Origin of the sequence: Porphyromonas pasteri (genome assembly GCF_014647755.1) — a bacterium.
Taxonomy (GTDB): domain Bacteria; phylum Bacteroidota; class Bacteroidia; order Bacteroidales; family Porphyromonadaceae; genus Porphyromonas; species Porphyromonas pasteri.
Genome location: NZ_BMPU01000001.1, coordinates 250,521 through 267,687, shown reverse-complemented (window position 1 = coordinate 267,687; position 17,167 = coordinate 250,521). Strand labels below are relative to the sequence as shown.

Sequence of the window (17,167 nt, the reverse complement as noted above, 5' to 3'; positions counted from 1 at the left end):
GCCTTAAAAATGGAGGTAAAAAAGCGGCTTCTAACCGGCAAGGAAACACCCACGATTACACACTCATATAGAGCGCCTTGCAAAGGGATATTTCCTGCGGTGCAAAGGGGGCTAAATTTCCGTATATGCGAAAATATATTTGTGTATATACGGAAAAATATTTCTGCATATACGAAAATTTATTTCCCTATATACCGAAATTTCCCGCCGCATATACGGAGCTCTTCCGCCGTACAGAAAGAGGGGATCTTTCTTCGGGGAAACGGCTTAGCCTTCGAGCTGCATACTGAGCTCTTCCCAGCGGGCGAGGACTTGCTCCTGCTCCTTCTTGAGCCGGCTGTACTGCTCGAAGAGCTTGGCGTCCGTGGCATGGTCGGGATCGGCGAGCTTCTCCTCCAGAGCACTCAGCTCGGCATCGATGGCCTCGCTGCGCTCCTCCTGCGCCTTCAGCTCACGCTCGAGGGCACGGCGCTCCTTAGCCGCCTCCTTCTGGCGCTGGTAGTCCTGCGCTCCCGTCGCGGACTCAGGAGCCTTCGTCTCCCGCTGTGCGGGTGCGGCGGCTCGTGGGTTGCTGACCGATGTGCCGTCCTCACGGTCACGCTTCTCCAGCCAATCGTAGATACCGCCGATATGCTCGGTCACATGCCCCGAGCGGAACTCATAGACACGTGACACCAAGCCGTCAAGGAACTCGCGGTCGTGCGAGACGATGATGACCGTGCCCGTGAAGTTAAGGATGGCTTCCTTCAGGACGTTCTTTGAGCGGATGTCGAGGTGATTCGTCGGCTCGTCAAGGATGAGGAGGTTTGCGGGGCGAAGGAGGAGCTTGATAAGGGCTACGCGACCACGCTCGCCCCCACTGAGGACGGAGACCTTCTTCTCCGACTCCTCACCGCCGAACATAAAGGCCCCGAGGAGGTCATTGATGCGCAAGCGGATATCCCCCTGCGCTTCGCGGTCGATAGTCTCGTAGACGGTGTAGTTCCCGTCCAACTCTTGGCTCTGCGTCTGGGCGAAGTAGCCGATCTCGACGTTGTGCCCGAGCTTGAGCGTGCCCGTGTAGTCGCTGACTTCTCCCATGATACACTTGATGAGGGTGGACTTCCCCGAGCCATTCTTCCCGACGAAAGCGACCTTCTCTCCGCGCTCGATGGTCATATTCACATCCGAGAAGACGGTGTGCTCGCCGTAGCGCTTCGTGAGGCTATCGATGATCACGGGGTAAGCACCCGACGTCACCGCGGGGAGGAAGGAGAAGTGCATCGCCGCACGGTCAATGTCCTCCACCTCGATACGGTCAATCTTCGAGAGCTGCTTGATACGGCTCTGTACCTGTACGGCCTTAGTCGCCTTGTAGCGGAAGCGCTCGATGAAGTCTTCGGTCGCCTGGATCTCCTTCTGCTGATTCTCGTAGGCGCGGCGCTGCTGCTCGAGGCGCTCCTCACGTAGGACGAGGTAATGGCTGTAGTTCGTCTTGTAGTCGTGCAAGCGCCCAAGCTCGATCTCCAGCGTGCGATTCGTCGTAGCGTCGATGAAGGCGCGGTCGTGCGAGATCAGCACCAGAGCCGCTGAGCCCGAAGCAATGAAGCGCTCCAGCCAACGGATGGACTCGATGTCCAGATGGTTCGTAGGCTCGTCGAGGAGTAAGACGTCAGGACGCTGCAGGAGGATCTTCGCCAGCTCGATGCGCATTCGCCAGCCACCAGAGAATTCTGCCGTGGGGCGATCGAAGTCCGAGCGCTCGAAGCCTAAGCCAAGGAGCGTCTTCTCGATATTAGCCTCGATGCTCCCCGTACTGTGCATGAGGAGCTGATCGGAGCGCTGAGCGTGACGCTCGATAAGCTCCATATAATCCGTGCTATCGTAGTCGGTACGCGTCGCCATCTCTTCGGCGAGGCGCTCGACTTCGGCCTCCAACTCCGTGATGTGGCTGAAGACCTGCTGGCACTCGCCGAGGACGGTACGCTCGTCGCTCGTCTTCATCACCTGCGGCAGGTAGCCGATACTTATTCCCTTGGGACGGCTGATGACGCCCTCAGTAGGCTCAGCGATTCCAGCCAAGAGCTTGAGGAGGGTGGACTTCCCTGCCCCGTTCTTCCCCACCAGAGCGATACGCTCCTTGGCGGAGATGACGAACGAGAGGTCTTCGAAGAGGGGCTTAGCCCCAAAGTATACCGATACGTTATTGACGCTGATCATGAGGAAGGGAAGTGGAGGAAGCGGCGGGGAGATCACCTTGGGGCATACGGATCTCAGGGACAACAAGGATGACGCGCTGGGGAGCTAAGGCGGAGAGGAAGCGCTGGAGCTGCTCCTCGGCACGCTGCTGTGCGGCGGGGAGGTAGCGGGGGCTGGTGCGTATATCCAGCTCCGCATCACGAAGGATGCGTTCGTCGAAGCGGCGTATCGCTACGCGGTCAGCGCTGGCTTCACCAAGGCGCCCACCACGATCCAGATAGTAGCGCACGGAGTGATTTCCGCCTGGGCGTCGTCCCAACTCCAGCTCGGGCGCAGGAAGGCTCACGTAGACAGTGTCGCCTGCCGTCGTGAAGTGGAGTTTCTCAAGGTCGTACTTGACGTAGGCGACGAGGTCAGCAGTGCCCACAGCATGCTGCCCCGCTTCATAGAGATTGACATCCTGCCGGTAGCTGATCTCTTCGGTGATGAGGCGCAGGCGCTGACTGACCTTCATCTGCAGTTCCTCAGTCGTCACCTCGGGCTGGGGTGCCTTGCGGAAGAACTTATGGTAGATAAAGAGCCCCGCAGCTATACATATAATAAGGAGTAGGATCGGGCGAAGGATCCGCCAAGAGAGCTTTATCATTGTGCTGCGGACTTAGAGGACTGAATGAGGGAGGCATCGGCTTCGTCCAAGTGGACACGCACCGTAAGGCGGAGGTCACGGAAGATCGGCTGCAGCTTATTCGTCAGCGTAGCCGATGCCGTGCGGATTAGTGCGCCCCGCTCTTGCTCCAAAGCTTTGGTAACGAGCCCGTCGATCATCGTCTGGCGAGAGCGAATGATCTCATCAAGTTCGTTGGTCGATAGGCGACGACGTAAGCCCGTAGGCTCCTGCAGGACGTTGTGGTTCAGATTATCCAGCTCCCGCTTGACCTCGATTGGCGGTAGATAGAGGTCTACCGTGCTATCGGCCTGCTGTACGATACTTTTCTCCGTGAGTAGCGAGAGATCGCAGTAGGCAGAGGCTTGGCTAAGGAGCTCCACACGGGTTTCCTTCGAGCCGAAGAGCTTCTTAAATCCTAAGAAGCCGTCGCGGTGAGGATCGATCTTGAGGACAATACGTACCTGTGTCGTAGCCAACTCGAGGCGCGAGAGGCTTTGGGCTTGGATCAGGAGGAGCTGTACTGGGGGTGTCTCCTCTTTCTCCTCTTTCTGTGAGCAGGCAGCGAAAGAGAAGGAGAGAAGCACCAGCACAAAGTAGCTCATCCAGCTATTGAGTCGAGACATATCTTATCTACTTATTTTATGAGGACAAAGATACGAACTTCCCCCTGCTTATGCGGGTGGGAGAGCCACCTCTAAAGGAGAGAAAAACAAACCAGTACTGGTCGGCATCGTGACCAGTACTACTTCGCGTCGTGACCAGTACTGGTAGACAGGGGTGACCAGTACTGGTTGGATCGCTGACCAGTACTGGTTCATTTACCCCCCTCTACAAAGGCTCTCTCCCAGCGCAAGCTGAGCATTAAACTCAGAGCAGAGCGCACCTGCGTGGAGATTAGGCGTAAAAGTCGTTTCTTTGCACCATAGTAGTAGCTATATTCAAAGAGAACGAAATGAATAACTTCAGACGAGTACTCCTCAAGCTCAGTGGCGAATCGCTCATGGGAGCGAAGCAATACGGCATCGACAATGACCGCCTCGCTGACTATGCACAAGACATCGAAGCGGCAGTCAAGCGCGGCATACAAGTGGCCATCGTCATCGGTGGTGGCAACATCTTCCGCGGATTAAGTGGTGCCGCCCAAGGCTTCGACCGTGTGCAAGGCGACCAAATGGGTATGCTGGCCACCGTCATCAATAGCTTAGCCCTCGGCTCAGCACTCACCTCTCGTGGTGTGAAGAACAGAGTACTCACTGCAATCCGAATGGAGCCTATCGGCGAATTCTACTCCAAGCGTCGCGCCATCGATGCCCTTGAGGCAGGCGAAGTCGTCATCCTCTCGGGCGGAACGGGGAATCCCTTCTTCACGACCGATACAGGTTCGTCCCTCCGCGGTATCGAGCTCGAGGCTGATGTCATGCTCAAGGGGACGCGTGTCGACGGCATCTATACCGCCGACCCCGAGAAGGATCCTACGGCTACGAAGTTCGATCGCATCACCTATGATGAGATCTACCAGCGTGGGCTAAAGGTTATGGACCTCACAGCTACCACCATGTGTATGGAGAACAATCTACCCATCATCGTCTTCGATATGGACACTCCAGGCAACCTCCTCAAGGTCCTCAGTGGCGAGCCTATCGGCACCTACGTGGGCTTCTAAGAACAAGCAACTATCCTATCAACAACGACTAAATAAACTCTATGAGCGAACTGAAAGGGCTGATAGCACAAGCCGCCAGCCAGATGGAGAAGACCGTAGAGCACCTCGAGGAGGCGCTCGCTCGTGTACGTGCCGGTAAGGCCAACGTCAAGATCCTCGACGGTATCATGGTCGAGTACTATGGTAGCCCCGTCCCTCTGACGCAGGTAGGTACTGTCACCATACCCGATGCTAAGAGCATTGTCATCACTCCTTGGGAAAAGGGTATCATCCGTGACATCGAGCGTGCTATCATCAACTCCCCTCTCGGCATCACCCCAGAGAACAATGGCGAGCTGATCCGCCTCGGCATCCCCCCGCTCACCGAAGACCGCCGTCGCGAACTCGTCAAGCAGGTCAAGGCTGACGCAGAGAATGCCAAGGTAAGCGTACGCAATGCTCGCCGTGATACCAATGATGCGATCAAGAAGAGTATCAAAGCAGACAACACTCCTGAGGACGTAGCTAAGGACGCTGAAGGCGAAGTACAGAAGCTCCACGACCGCTTCATCAAGAAGATCGACGAGCTCTTCGCAGCTAAGGAGAAGGAGATCATGACGGTCTAAGCTCCGCGCGAGACCGCCATCCACGTTATCAAAGCATTGACAGGCTTAGTCATTAAGAATACAGGTAGCCACTACATCGTCCTCACGGAGGATGGTGTAGAGCGCCCGTGTCTAGCCAAGGGGAACCTTCGTCTACGTGGCTTCCGCTCGACCAACCCTATCGTCGTCGGAGACCACGTCGTCGTAGAGCAGACCTCAGGCCAAGCGGAGGAAGAGCCCCTCTACATCAAGGATATCCTCCCCCGTAAGAACTACATCATCCGCCGGGCTGCAAACCTCTCCAAGGAGTCCCACATCCTGGCTGCAAACATCGATGCGTCCTTCCTCGTCTGCACTATCGCAGCACCTGAGACCAGTACGACCTTCATCGACCGCTTCCTCGCCACAGCAGAGGCCTACCGAGTCCCCACGGAACTTATCTTCAACAAGATAGACCTCTATACTCCAGAGGCTATCGACTATATGGAGGAGCTCATCGCCCTCTACGAAGGGATTGGCTATCCCTGTCACCGAGTCTCAGCGACGACGGGAGAGGGTGTCGAAGCCCTCATTGACCACCTCAAGGGAAAGATCACGCTCTTCAGTGGACACTCTGGTGTGGGGAAGAGTACCCTCATCAATCAGCTGATCCCAGGCGTAGAGCTACGCACAGGATCTATCTCATTAGCTCACTTCAAGGGGATGCACACCACGACCTTCTCACAGATGGTCCCACTCCCCTACTCCGAGGGAGGCTATCTCATCGACACTCCAGGTATCAAGGGCTTCGGTATGCTCGAGATGGAGGATGCTGAGGTGTCCCATTACTTCCCAGAGCTCTTCGAGGAGAGTACTGCTTGCCGCTTTGGCAACTGTACACACACCCATGAGCCTGGATGCGCCGTACGCGAAGCCGTCGAGGCTGGGCGTATAGCTTCTTCCCGCTACATTAGCTATCTCGGCATCCTCGAGGATAAGGAGAGTGGGAAGTATCGTCCCGAATACAAGTAAATATGCTCCACCTTCATTTCTTGAGGGGGCTACGTCGCTCACTCGTATCTACTACAGCGCTCTCAGCCTGCCTACTCGCACTATCCTGCCATGGGCAGAGTAGCACACAGAGCCAGGCTGCATCTGCACACATCGATAGTACGACCCTACGTGGCGATACGCTCGAGCTTATCTTTGCTGGAGACATTATGACTCATGGGCCGCAGATACGTGCAGCAGCCCAAGCGGATGGGAGCTATGATTTCGCTCAAAGCTTTGGTCTTGTACGCCCCGCCATTGAGCGAGCAGACCTGGCGATAGGCAATCTGGAGACGACCTTTGGAGGGAAGCCTTACAGCGGTTATCCCATGTTCTCCTCCCCCGAAGCCCTCGCAGTAGCCCTCCGTGAAGCTGGCTTTGACATCCTCACGACATCCAACAATCACAGCTGCGATCGCCGAGGCTACGGTATTACCCATACCATCGATGTACTTGACAGCCTCGGGATAGCCACCACAGGGAGCTATCGCAACCTCAGTGAGCGCCCAGCACGCACTCCCCTCATACAATCCGTTCGAGGGATTAAGCTGGCTATCCTTGCCTACACCTATGGCACCAATGGGCTTCCAATTCCCCACCCAACTGTCATAGACACGATAAGCAAAGAGCACATCGCGGCAGACCTACGCCGTGCAGATAGCCTCGGAGCAGAGTACAAGATCGTACAGATCCACTGGGGTAACGAGTACGAGAAGTCCCCGAACCGAGCCCAGCGAGAGCTCGCGCAATGGCTCGCTGACCAAGGCGTAGATGCCGTCATCGGTAGCCACCCTCACGTCGTGCAAGAGAGCACGCGCCTCCAGGGACAAGATACGCAGCGTGGAGAGACCTTCGTTATCTACTCGATGGGGAACTTCATTAGCAACCAAATCACTCCACCAGCTACTCGCGGTGGAATGCTCCTCTCCTTGACGCTGACCCGACAAAGCAAGAATGCAGCTTGGACGACCAAGCCACACTACCAGTATGTTTTCGTCGAGAAGCGCTCACCCAACGGACAGGCGATCTATCGTCTTCGTCCCGTAGACTTAGACTCAATACCCGAAGGTATGGCCTCAAAAGAAGCCAGCGACCTGAAAGCCTTCCAGTGCTACTATAAGATGATCCCTCTCGTCAAGTAGCTCCCTATTATATTGTATCACTTAATTACGACTCCAACTCTTATGAATATGAAGAAGCTTAGCATAGCCCTGACTACCCTCTTCGGTATCGGCCTCCTTATCTTCAACAGCTGCGGTACGGTACCCATCACGGGCCGTCGCCAGCTCAACCTCGTCTCCGATGGTGAGATCCTCGCCGCCAGTGCGACGCAGTATCGCCAGTTCATCAGCAAGTCTCAGCTCAGCCACAATAGCACGTACAACAACAAGGTCACTCAGGTGGGCCGTCGTCTGGCTGCTGCTACTAACATCTACCTCAAGCAGAATGGCTATGAATCCATGCTCTCGACACTGAGCTGGGAATTCAATGTAGTCGACAGCAAGCAGGTTAATGCCTTCTGTATGCCTGGCGGAAAGATCGTCGTCTATACAGGACTTCTGAACCTCGTCGGTAATGGTAGCCATTCTGACGATGAGCTCGCAGCCGTTATGGGTCACGAGCTGAGCCACGCACTGGCTAAGCACGCCAACGAACGTATCAGCAACCAGATGCTCATGCAAGCTGGCGGACAGCTCCTCGGGGCTACTGTAGGCTCGCGCTCAGGGATGTTGAGTGGGATCCTGAACCAAGCCTATGGTCTCGGTGCTCAGGTCGGCGTACTCCTCCCCTTCGGTCGTAAGCAGGAATATGAAGCTGACAAGATGGGGCTTGTACTTATGGCTATTGCAGGCTATGATCCCCGCTACGCAGTGAACTTCTGGCAGAAGATGGCCCAGTCAAAGGGTGGCGGTCAGCAGAGTGAACTCCTAAGCACTCACCCCAGTGATGCCAACCGCATCAAGGCAATTGAAGCCTACCTACCCACTGCTCTCCAATATTACAAGGGCCAGGGTAGCGCACCAGCAAGTAGCAACTCGGGATCGTCCAGCCAGTCTCGTCGTCAGAGCAACGCGCGTAGCGTGCGTGCTAATGACGTAGCAAACTACCTCAACAACAGATAGTAGAAAGGACTTCCTATCAACATTTCATAGAAGAGCCCCATGCTATGAGCGAAGAACACTCATAGCATGGGGCTACCACAATCCTCGTACATAGTAATATGGGTAAATACCACTGGTCTATAGAGCGCGTAGAGCAGCTGCGCCAACTAATACTCAGCCATCACAATATCATCATCCTCCCCCACACAGCTCCCGATGGTGATGCTTTGGGCAGTACCTTAGCTTGGGCAAAAGTCCTTCAGACAGTACATCCAGAGGCTACCATCCGTGTCCTCAGCCCTGACCGTATCGAGAACTACCTCAGCTGGCTTCCACTCCTTGATGAGCTTCTGATCTATCCTGACGCTGAAGAAGAGAGCCTTAGAGCAATCCATAAAGCTGACCTCCTCTTTCACCTCGATCACAACCAGCCAAGCCGCCTGCGCTATACTCCACTCATTGAGGCCACAGAGCAGTCCAAAGCTCCCCACATCCTCATTGACCACCACCTCGACCCTGATCCCACTTTTACTCTGAACTTCAGCTATCCCGAGGCCTCTGCAACTTGTGAGCTAATCCACGCCCTTATCCTATCTCTAGGCTGGGAGCAGCATATCACATCTGAGGTTGCAACGCTCCTGCTTACTGGGATCATCACCGATACGGGACGCTTTATGTATAGTCACCTCTCGCCAGAGCTCTTCACCACGACTTCAGACCTATTGGCTCGTGGAGCAGACTACCTACATATCATCGATCGCCTTACCTATCACAATCCCGAGATACAAGTTCGTCTCCAGGGCTACGTCCTCGATCAGAAGCTCGAGCTCTATCCCGAACTCCGTGCGGCCTGTATCATCCTTACTCAAGAGGAACTTCAGCGCTTCGGGGCAACAAAGGGTGATACGGAGGGGCTGGTAAATATCCCCTTGACTATCGAGGGAATTGACTGCTGTTGCTTCATCCGAGAGGATAAGACTCAAGTCAAGCTCTCCTTCCGATCCACGGGCACCTTTCCCGTCAATCAACTCGCCAGCACAGGCTTTGGAGGAGGAGGACACCTCAATGCCGCAGGAGCTGAGCACCAAGGCTCTATCCAAGAGGCTAAAAATATCTACCTTTGTGAACTAAGGAAACTGAGAGCTCAAGAAGCCATCTAAGCTCATCACCACCGTCCAGCAAGCATAGACAGAAATAATGAATAGACTTATCACCCATCGCATCGCCCTGCTCCTACTGCTTCTCATCCCCGTGTTGGCACTGGGAAGTTGCAAGAAGAATCGCTCCATTAAGCCTCTCTCCCAGCTCAAGAGAGAGCAGCGCCAAGCGATTGACCGACTGATCAAGGAATCATCATTCACAGTGAAGGAGCTCAATAGCGAGACACTACTCTCGACCATTGACCCCGATGTATTCTATCGTCTATCTAATGGACTATATATACGTGTGCTTGACAAGGGGACGACCCGCCCTGAAGCAAATAAGACCACCGTCTCGGTACAGCTGAAGGGCTACTTCTTCAATGTATCGCAGTCCAAGGGAGCAATCTTCGACAACCTCACAGAGACCAATGTCCGTCCTCTCTTCTTCCGATATGCCTCATGGGAGACCAGCGAAGGGAAGATCCACTACAGTTCTCTCAACGAAAGTGGCGTCTATGAAGACCTTATCTGCGAAGGGGTTGCTTTCCCTATGTCGCTGCTCGGTGATGGAGCTATCGTACAGCTCATCATCCCCTTCGACCTCGGTCCCTCACAGAACTATACCGCTGGTAATAGCCTCTTCGTAGAGAAGGCGGTCTATACCTTCTACACGAAGCCCCAGCAATAACCTTCTTCTCCCCACCTTATGACACTCATCAAGTCCATCTCGGGTATACGAGGGACTATCGGTGGACACGTCACCGATGGCCTCAACCCCATTAGCACGGCGCAGTTCACAGCTGCCTATGCCTCCTTCATCCGCCAGCAGACAAAAAAGGCTCGCCCCCTGATCATCGTGGGGAGAGATGCCCGCATCTCTGGCATCATGGTCAACCGTATCGTCACGGGGACGCTCCTCGGAATGGGATGTGATGTCATCGACATCGGGCTCGCCACAACGCCCACAACCGAGATGGCAGTCACAGGGAAGCAGGCTGACGGAGGAATCATCCTCACGGCAAGCCACAACCCCAAGCAGTGGAATGCCCTCAAACTGCTCAATAGCCGTGGCGAATTCCTAAGCGATGCCGAAGGGAAAGAAATCCTGCGTATCGCCGAGAGCGAAGGCTTTGACTTCGCTGATGTCGACAACATCGGAGGCATTCTGAGCGAGGAGAGCTATTTGAATGAGCATATTCAAGCTGTACTTGCTCTACCATCAGTTGATGTCGAGGCTATCCGCCAGGCAGACTTCCACGTCGCCTTCGACAGCGTCAACTCTGTGGGTGGCATTGCTCTACCAGCACTCTTCGAGGCTCTTGGAATCAAGCACGTCACCGCTCTCAATGCTGAGCCTACGGGACACTTTGCTCACAATCCCGAGCCACTCCCTGAGCACCTCACAGAGATCTGTGCTGCTATCGGATCCAGCAAGGTCGATGTAGGCTTCGTTGTAGACCCCGACGTAGACCGCTTAGCCATCATCGATGAGCGTGGCGCTTTCTTCGGCGAAGAATATACGCTGGTCGCAGTATCAGACTACCTACTCCGGCTGAATGGAGGGGGAAATACAGTCTCCAACCTCAGCTCGACCCGTGCTCTGTGTGACGTCACAGAGCGTCATGGCGGCAGCTATACGGCAGCAGCAGTAGGCGAAGTCAACGTAGTCACAAAGATGAAGGAGACGGGTGCACTCATTGGTGGAGAAGGGAACGGTGGTGTGATTTACCCCGAGCTCCACTATGGACGCGACGCTCTCGTAGGTATCGCTCTCTTCCTCACCCTCCTCGCAAAGAGCGGCAAGAAGGTCAGCGAACTCCGAGCCACCTACCCCAACTATGCGATGAGCAAGCAGCGAGTAGACCTTCCTTCGAACGTTGATGCAGGTGCTCTCTTGGAGCGCTTAGCCAAGGAATACAGCGACAAGGGAGATATCAACCTCATTGACGGGGTGAAGATTGACCTCCCGACAGAGTGGGTACATGTGCGCCGAAGCAATACCGAGCCCATCATCCGCATCTACACCGAAGCTCCTACAGCTGAGGAGGCCCAGCGTCTCGCAGACGAATTCAAGGCCGTCCTCCTCTCTTACCTCAACTAAGCAACACACCAAGCCTCACTATGCAGGGACGCTCCATTGTGACTCCCCGTATCGTGAGGCTTGGTGTTTGTACTTATCATATCACTCACGGTTTACACGACAATTGGCACGTAAGAAGAAAGACCTCCCTCTTTTAGAAGGCATCACGATCACTGGTCTTGCTGGGGAAGGCAAGGCGCTCACCCATATAGACGGCAAGGTACTCTTTGTTCCCTTCGCTGCTCCTGGCGATGTCTGCGATATCCAGATCACAAAAAAGAAGAGCAGTTTTATGGAAGGGAAGATTGCACGTATCGTCACTCCCTCCCCTGAGCGTACCCAGCCCATCTGCTCACACTTCACCATCTGCGGGGGGTGCAAGTGGCAGCACCTCCCCTACTCCCTCCAGCTACAGAGCAAGGATCAGGTCGTTCGCGACGCCCTCCAGCGAATCGGCAAGATTGAGGTAGGCGAATATCTCCCCATCTTAGGCTCGGTGGAAACTGAGCGCTATCGCAATAAGCTCGAGTTCACCTTCAGCCACAAACGCTGGCTCTTCCCAGAGGAGCTTGACGTACTCAACGCACGCTCCACACCACCAGAGCCCTATGAGCTCTCCGGCCTCGGCTACCATCTCCCAGGGATGTTTGACAAGGTCCTCAACATCGACACCTGCTACCTCGGAGCCGAAGTCATGGATGAGATCCGCCTCTTCGTCCGAGACTACTGCTCCGCCCGTCCCGAGGAGTATCCTTACTTTGACCTCCGCAAGCAGGAGGGACTGATGCGTACCCTAATGCTCCGTACGACCTCTACAGGAGAGATCATGGTTGTGGTCGTCTTCTACCGAGAGAATGAAGCTGCGCGCATCGCATTACTCACGGCTCTACAGGAGCGCTTTCCCCTGATCACAGCCCTACTCTACGTCATCAATGGTAAGTGCAATGACACCATTGGGGACCAAGAGATCCATTGCTTCTACGGGCGAGAGTACATCGAGGAGGAGATGGAGGGTCTACGTTTCCGTATCGGGCCCAAGTCCTTCTACCAGACAAATAGCCGTCAGGCCTATGAGCTCTATAAAGTAGCTCGTGAGTTCGCAGAGCTAACTGGCTCGGAGCGTGTCTATGACCTCTACACGGGGACGGGGACGATAGCCAACTTCGTCGCCAGGCAGTGTGCTTCCGTCGTAGGCATCGAATATGTACCCGAGGCAATTGAAGATGCACGCGTCAATAGCGAGGTTAATGGCATTGAGAACACGCTCTTCTACGCAGGCGATATGAAGGATATCCTCACCACAGACTTCATCAGCGAGCATGGTGAGCCTGACGTCATCATCACCGACCCCCCACGTGCTGGCATGCATGAAGATGTCGTCGCTACGATCTTGCGTGCAGCTCCCCGTCGCATCGTGTACGTCAGCTGCAATCCCGCCACGCAGGCTCGTGACCTTCAGCTACTCACCGCTACAGACCAGTACAGTGTGACGAAGTCCCGTGCAGTGGACATGTTCCCGCACACGCATCATATCGAGAACGTCGTACAGCTTGTACGACGCTAGCCCTCTCCCCTAATTCCCCAAACTATGCTCCAGAAGATCCTTGCATCACTGCGTCGCCCGACAGTGCTCTTCCTACTTGTCGGCATCGCTATTGCCATAGCTACGGCTGTCTTCCTGAGGCATAGGACTAGGCAAGCGACAGCGAGAGAGCTCCAAGCTGAGCAGCTACGCCTCCCCGATACACTCCGAGTCGTCACGCTCTCAGGTGCGACGACCTTCTTCATCTACCGCGATGAACCGATGGGTTACCAGTACGAACTGGTACGCCTCTTTGCTCAAAGCCACAAGCTCCCGCTGAAGCTCTACGTCACTCACAGCATGGAGGAGGCTGAAGCAATGGTTGAGCAAGGGCGTGTCGATCTCTGTATCACCCCTCAGGCTATGACTCACTCTGCGAAGGAGCGCCTACGCTTTGCGGGGCCTGAGGTGATGACAGGACTGGTACTTGTCCAGCGCAAAGCCAAGACAGGCGATAGCATCCCTTACATCCAAGATGTAGCAGCCCTCCTCGGTAAGGAGCTAACTGTCATGGCTGGCTCACGCGCTGAGGAGCGTATCAAGCGCCTTGAGGAGCAGCTTGGAGGTAAGATCCTTATGCATGAGATTACAGCCGATACCATTAGTACGGAAGACCTCATCGCTCAAGTCGCCAGCCGAGAGATCAACTATACGATCGCTGATACAGACTTGGCTAAGCTCAGCAAGACCTACTACCCTCAGCTGGACATCTCGCTGGAGGTTGGCTTTGCACAGCGTCTTCGCTGGTTTGTCTCTCCCAAGGCTATTGGGCTCGCTGATGCTCTGGACAAGTGGGCGAAGGATATCCCCGAAGACCGAGGCTTCCATGAGATCTATAAGCGCTACTTCGAGCTCAGCAAGTCTGATGATGGAGAGGAATCTCCTCTCCCCAATACCCAGACAAAGGAAGAGCGTGAGCTTCCGACCAAGAAAGAAAAAAAGGAGCCATCGCATGGGACTCAGCCAGCTCGTCCATCGACTCCCTCTACCACAGAGAAGCAGCCTAAGGAAACCGCTACACACGAACCGACTCCCAGTGGTGGTTACGGTATCTCACGCTTTGACAAGCTCTTCGAGAAGGAGGCACGACGCATCGGCTGGCCCTGGCAGGTATTGGCCTCCATCGCCTATCAGGAGTCGAACTTTCGCCCTGAGGTCGTTGGCTGGTCGGGCGCTCGCGGACTAATGGGCATCATGCCCCGAACGGGTAAGATCTATGGTGCTTCGGTCAAGCAGCTCCTCGATCCAGCAGTGTCCGTACGTGTAGCAGTGGACTGCTTGAAATCAATTGATGCACTCTTCCAAAAGCAACTCACCGATCCAGAGGAGCGTATCAAGGTTACCCTTGCAGCCTACAACGCTGGTCCTGCGCACCTGCAGGATGCTATCCGACTAGCAGAGAAGTACGGCTACTCCTCTACTCGCTGGGAGGGCGGTATCGAGACGGCTCTACGATTGAAGAGCGAAGCGAAGTACTACAACGACCCCGTCTGCCGAGCAGGCTACCTCCGAGGTAAGGGCGTCGCACGCTACGTCGACGAGGTCATCTCCCGCTACCACGGCTACCTCAGCCGAACAAAGTAATCCTCCGTCATCCTCTACAACATCTGAGGGGGCGGGAAGCACTGGTCTTCCCGCCCCCTTCTCTTTTACCTCACTTATCCTTGATGAAATTACTCCGACTCCTCTCACTCTGCCTGCTGCTCCTTGCTGGCAGCCTATCGCTTCAGGCGAGTAGCACCAGCCCCACGAGCTATGTCGATCTGGTCAATCCCCTCGTCGGTACTCAAAGCACCTTCGACCTCAGCTTAGGCAATACCTACCCCGTCATCTCCCGTCCTTGGGGGATGAATAGCTGGACGCCCCAGACGGGGAAGATGGGAGATGGCTGGCAGTACAGCTACCAGGCTACCAAGCTACGCGGGCTCAAGCAGACGCACCAGCCCAGTCCATGGATCAACGACTACGGGCAGTTCTCCCTACTACCGATGACGGGGAAAGCTCCCGTCTTCAACGAGGAGAAGCGCGCCTCATGGTTCAGCCACAAGGCGGAGGAGGCTCGTCCCTATTCCTATGAGGTCTATCTGGCTGACTACGACACACGCGTCCGCATGGCTCCGAGTGAGCGTGCCGCTGTCTTTGAGGTCGAGTTCTCCCGTATGGCACGACCCGAGGAGCGCTGGATCGTGGTAGATGCCTTTGACTCAGGCTCCGAGATTCAGCAGCTGGACCGCTATACCATAGCTGGTATCAGCCGTAAGAATAGTGGCGGAGTGCCTAAGGGCTTTGCGAACTACTTCATCGTGCGGTTCACCGATCCTATCCAGCGTCTCGTGCGTGAGGAGCGCAAAGGCAAGGATGGACGACACGCCCTTGTTGCTGTGAATCTTGCAGACGAGAAGGTAAGTTCTCCAACGACCTTCTATGTTGCCTCCTCGTTCATCAGCCGTGAGCAAGCCGAGCTTAATCTCAAAGAAGTAGCCTCTCGGAGCTATCAGCAAGTCCGCGCAGAAGGCAAAGCTGAGTGGGAGAAGCAGCTGAGTCGTATAGCTGTCACCGACAGCCCTGATCGAATGAGCACCTTCTACAGCTGCCTCTATCGCTCACTCCTCTTCCCCCGACGCTTCTATGAGATTAATGGCAAGGGGGAGGTCGTCCACTACAGCCCATACAATGGGCAGATACTCCCTGGCTACCTCTATACCGACACGGGCTACTGGGATACCTTCCGAGCCCTCATGCCACTGATTCACCTCGTCTATCCTGAGGAGGGAGCGAAGATGGCTGAGGGGATGATGAATGCCTACCGCGAGAGTGGCTTCTTCCCCGAATGGGCGAGCCCCGGACATCGTGACTGTATGGTCGGCAACAACTCCGCTTCGGTCATCGCAGATGCCTTCGTCAAGGGGCTGGGGCGTATTGATCCGAAAGAGCTCACTACGGCGCTACTCCACGGTGCTAACAACGAGCACCCAAGCATCCGCTCCACCGGACGCCTCGGGTATAAGTACTACAACAAGCTCGGCTACGTACCCTCCGACGCAGGGATCAACGAGCATGCCGCCCGAAGCCTTGAGTATGCCTACGACGACTGGTGTATCCTCCAGACCCTTCAGAAGGCAGGAGCCTCAGCTGACCAGCAGCAGCTCTATGCTGAGCGAGCGATGAACTACCGCAAGCTCTATGATCCCAGCATCGGCTGGATGCGCGGGCGCCGACAGGATGGCTCCTTCCAGTCCCCCTTCTCCATCTTCAAGTGGGGAGATGCCTTCACTGAAGGCAATTCACTCCACTACAGCTGGTCCGTCTTCCATGACGTGCAGGGGCTCATCGATCTCATGGGCGGGGATAAGGCTTTCACTCGCAAGCTCGACAGCATTTTCACCCTCCCTCCCATCTTCGACGACAGCTACTATGGCTTCGTCATCCACGAGATCCGTGAGATGCAGATCATGGATATGGGTAACTACGCCCACGGTAACCAGCCCATACAGCATATGATCTACCTCTACGACTATGCAGGGGAGCCTGCCAAGACGCAGTACTGGGTGCGCGAAGTCATGCGCCGCCTCTACTCTGACCGCCCCGATGGCTACTGCGGAGACGAGGACAATGGGCAGACCTCGGCATGGTATGTCTTCTCTGCTCTGGGCTTCTATCCCGTGACACCAGCACTCGGGCAGTATGCTATCGGTACACCTTACTTCCGAGAGGTCCGTCTATCCATGCCCGAGGGGAAGAGCTTCGTCATCCGTGCCTCCGATCCCAGCGTCCCCTACATCCAGTCTGCACAACTCAATGGCAAGGCTTGGGAGAAGACCTATATCGACTATGAGACACTACGACGTGGAGGCTCGATGACCTTCACCCTCGGGGCTAAAGCCACCTCATGGGGCACACACGCCTGCGCTCGCCCCTACTCTTTCTCGCGAGCGAAGAAGTAGTCTCCTCCACACCATCCACTTAAATTTGCCCCCCACGGTAGGTTAGTCCATCAAATAACCTGCTGTAGGGGCCGATCATATATAGCACCTTGAGCCTGTTGCCGCGAGTCCTGCCCGCTATTTAAAGTGGTAAGGTATCGCACGCCCAGCTCCCTGATATAGCTCTCCGAAGAGATACACAAGTCCTTCGCCTTAT

At 55.3% G+C, this 17,167-nt stretch carries 14 protein-coding genes; 11 read left to right on the top strand and 3 right to left on the bottom strand.

Annotated elements, in window-relative coordinates; all coding sequences use genetic code 11:
- Nucleotides 1-267: 267 nt before the first annotated feature.
- From IEX77_RS01080 to IEX77_RS01070, 3 genes are read right to left on the bottom strand one after another with little or no spacing between them, the layout of a single operon-like run.
- Nucleotides 268-2,199 carry an ABC-F family ATP-binding cassette domain-containing protein gene (locus tag IEX77_RS01080; protein WP_188807330.1) on the bottom strand — a complete coding sequence of 644 codons (1,932 nt, stop codon included), beginning with the start codon at nt 2,197-2,199 and terminating at the stop codon, nt 268-270.
- Nucleotides 2,183-2,824, bottom strand: coding sequence for a DUF4230 domain-containing protein (locus IEX77_RS01075; RefSeq protein ID WP_188807329.1), 642 nt, complete (start codon nt 2,822-2,824; stop codon nt 2,183-2,185). The genes IEX77_RS01080 and IEX77_RS01075 overlap by 17 nt, the downstream gene beginning before the upstream one ends.
- Nucleotides 2,821-3,468, bottom strand: a complete 648-nt coding sequence (locus IEX77_RS01070) for a DUF4230 domain-containing protein (protein ID WP_188807328.1) — start codon at nt 3,466-3,468, stop codon at nt 2,821-2,823. Before IEX77_RS01070 ends, IEX77_RS01075 begins: the two co-directional genes overlap by 4 nt.
- Nucleotides 3,469-3,797: 329 nt before the next feature.
- Between IEX77_RS01070 and pyrH the strand changes: the two genes are divergently transcribed.
- From pyrH to IEX77_RS01015, 11 genes are all read left to right on the top strand, one after another.
- Entirely contained in the window at nt 3,798-4,508 is a 711-nt protein-coding gene (gene pyrH / locus IEX77_RS01065) for a UMP kinase (RefSeq protein WP_009433175.1), read from the top strand.
- Nucleotides 4,509-4,549: 41 nt separating this feature from the next.
- Nucleotides 4,550-5,113, top strand: coding sequence for a ribosome recycling factor (frr, locus tag IEX77_RS01060; RefSeq protein ID WP_188807327.1), 564 nt, complete (start codon nt 4,550-4,552; stop codon nt 5,111-5,113).
- Between the two features lie 36 nt (nt 5,114-5,149).
- Entirely contained in the window at nt 5,150-6,103 is a 954-nt protein-coding gene (rsgA, locus tag IEX77_RS01055; RefSeq protein ID WP_188807326.1) for a ribosome small subunit-dependent GTPase A, read from the top strand.
- Between the two features lie 2 nt (nt 6,104-6,105).
- On the top strand, nt 6,106-7,263 hold the full coding sequence (locus IEX77_RS01050) for a CapA family protein (protein ID WP_188807325.1): 1,158 nt from the start codon (nt 6,106-6,108) through the stop codon (nt 7,261-7,263).
- A 42-nt stretch (nt 7,264-7,305) separates the two neighbouring features.
- The gene (locus IEX77_RS01045; RefSeq protein WP_373287870.1) at nt 7,306-8,244 is read left to right on the top strand and encodes a M48 family metallopeptidase; all 939 of its coding nucleotides are present in this window, start codon (nt 7,306-7,308) and stop codon (nt 8,242-8,244) included.
- A gap of 98 nt (nt 8,245-8,342) precedes the next feature.
- On the top strand, nt 8,343-9,383 hold the full coding sequence (locus IEX77_RS01040; RefSeq protein ID WP_188807323.1) for a DHH family phosphoesterase: 1,041 nt from the start codon (nt 8,343-8,345) through the stop codon (nt 9,381-9,383).
- A 37-nt stretch (nt 9,384-9,420) separates the two neighbouring features.
- Complete coding sequence (locus IEX77_RS01035) at nt 9,421-10,053, top strand: DUF4827 family protein (protein WP_188807322.1); 633 nt, start codon at nt 9,421-9,423, stop codon at nt 10,051-10,053.
- Nucleotides 10,054-10,071: 18 nt separating this feature from the next.
- Entirely contained in the window at nt 10,072-11,466 is a 1,395-nt protein-coding gene (glmM, locus tag IEX77_RS01030) for a phosphoglucosamine mutase (RefSeq protein WP_188807321.1), read from the top strand.
- A gap of 103 nt (nt 11,467-11,569) precedes the next feature.
- Nucleotides 11,570-13,009 carry a 23S rRNA (uracil(1939)-C(5))-methyltransferase RlmD gene (gene rlmD, locus IEX77_RS01025; protein ID WP_188807320.1) on the top strand — a complete coding sequence of 480 codons (1,440 nt, stop codon included), beginning with the start codon at nt 11,570-11,572 and terminating at the stop codon, nt 13,007-13,009.
- Nucleotides 13,010-13,033: 24 nt separating this feature from the next.
- Nucleotides 13,034-14,611 carry an MltF family protein gene (locus IEX77_RS01020; RefSeq protein ID WP_188807319.1) on the top strand — a complete coding sequence of 526 codons (1,578 nt, stop codon included), beginning with the start codon at nt 13,034-13,036 and terminating at the stop codon, nt 14,609-14,611.
- 83 nt (nt 14,612-14,694) lie between these two features.
- Nucleotides 14,695-16,971, top strand: a complete 2,277-nt coding sequence (locus IEX77_RS01015) for a GH92 family glycosyl hydrolase (RefSeq protein ID WP_188807318.1) — start codon at nt 14,695-14,697, stop codon at nt 16,969-16,971.
- Nucleotides 16,972-17,167 lie beyond the last annotated feature (196 nt).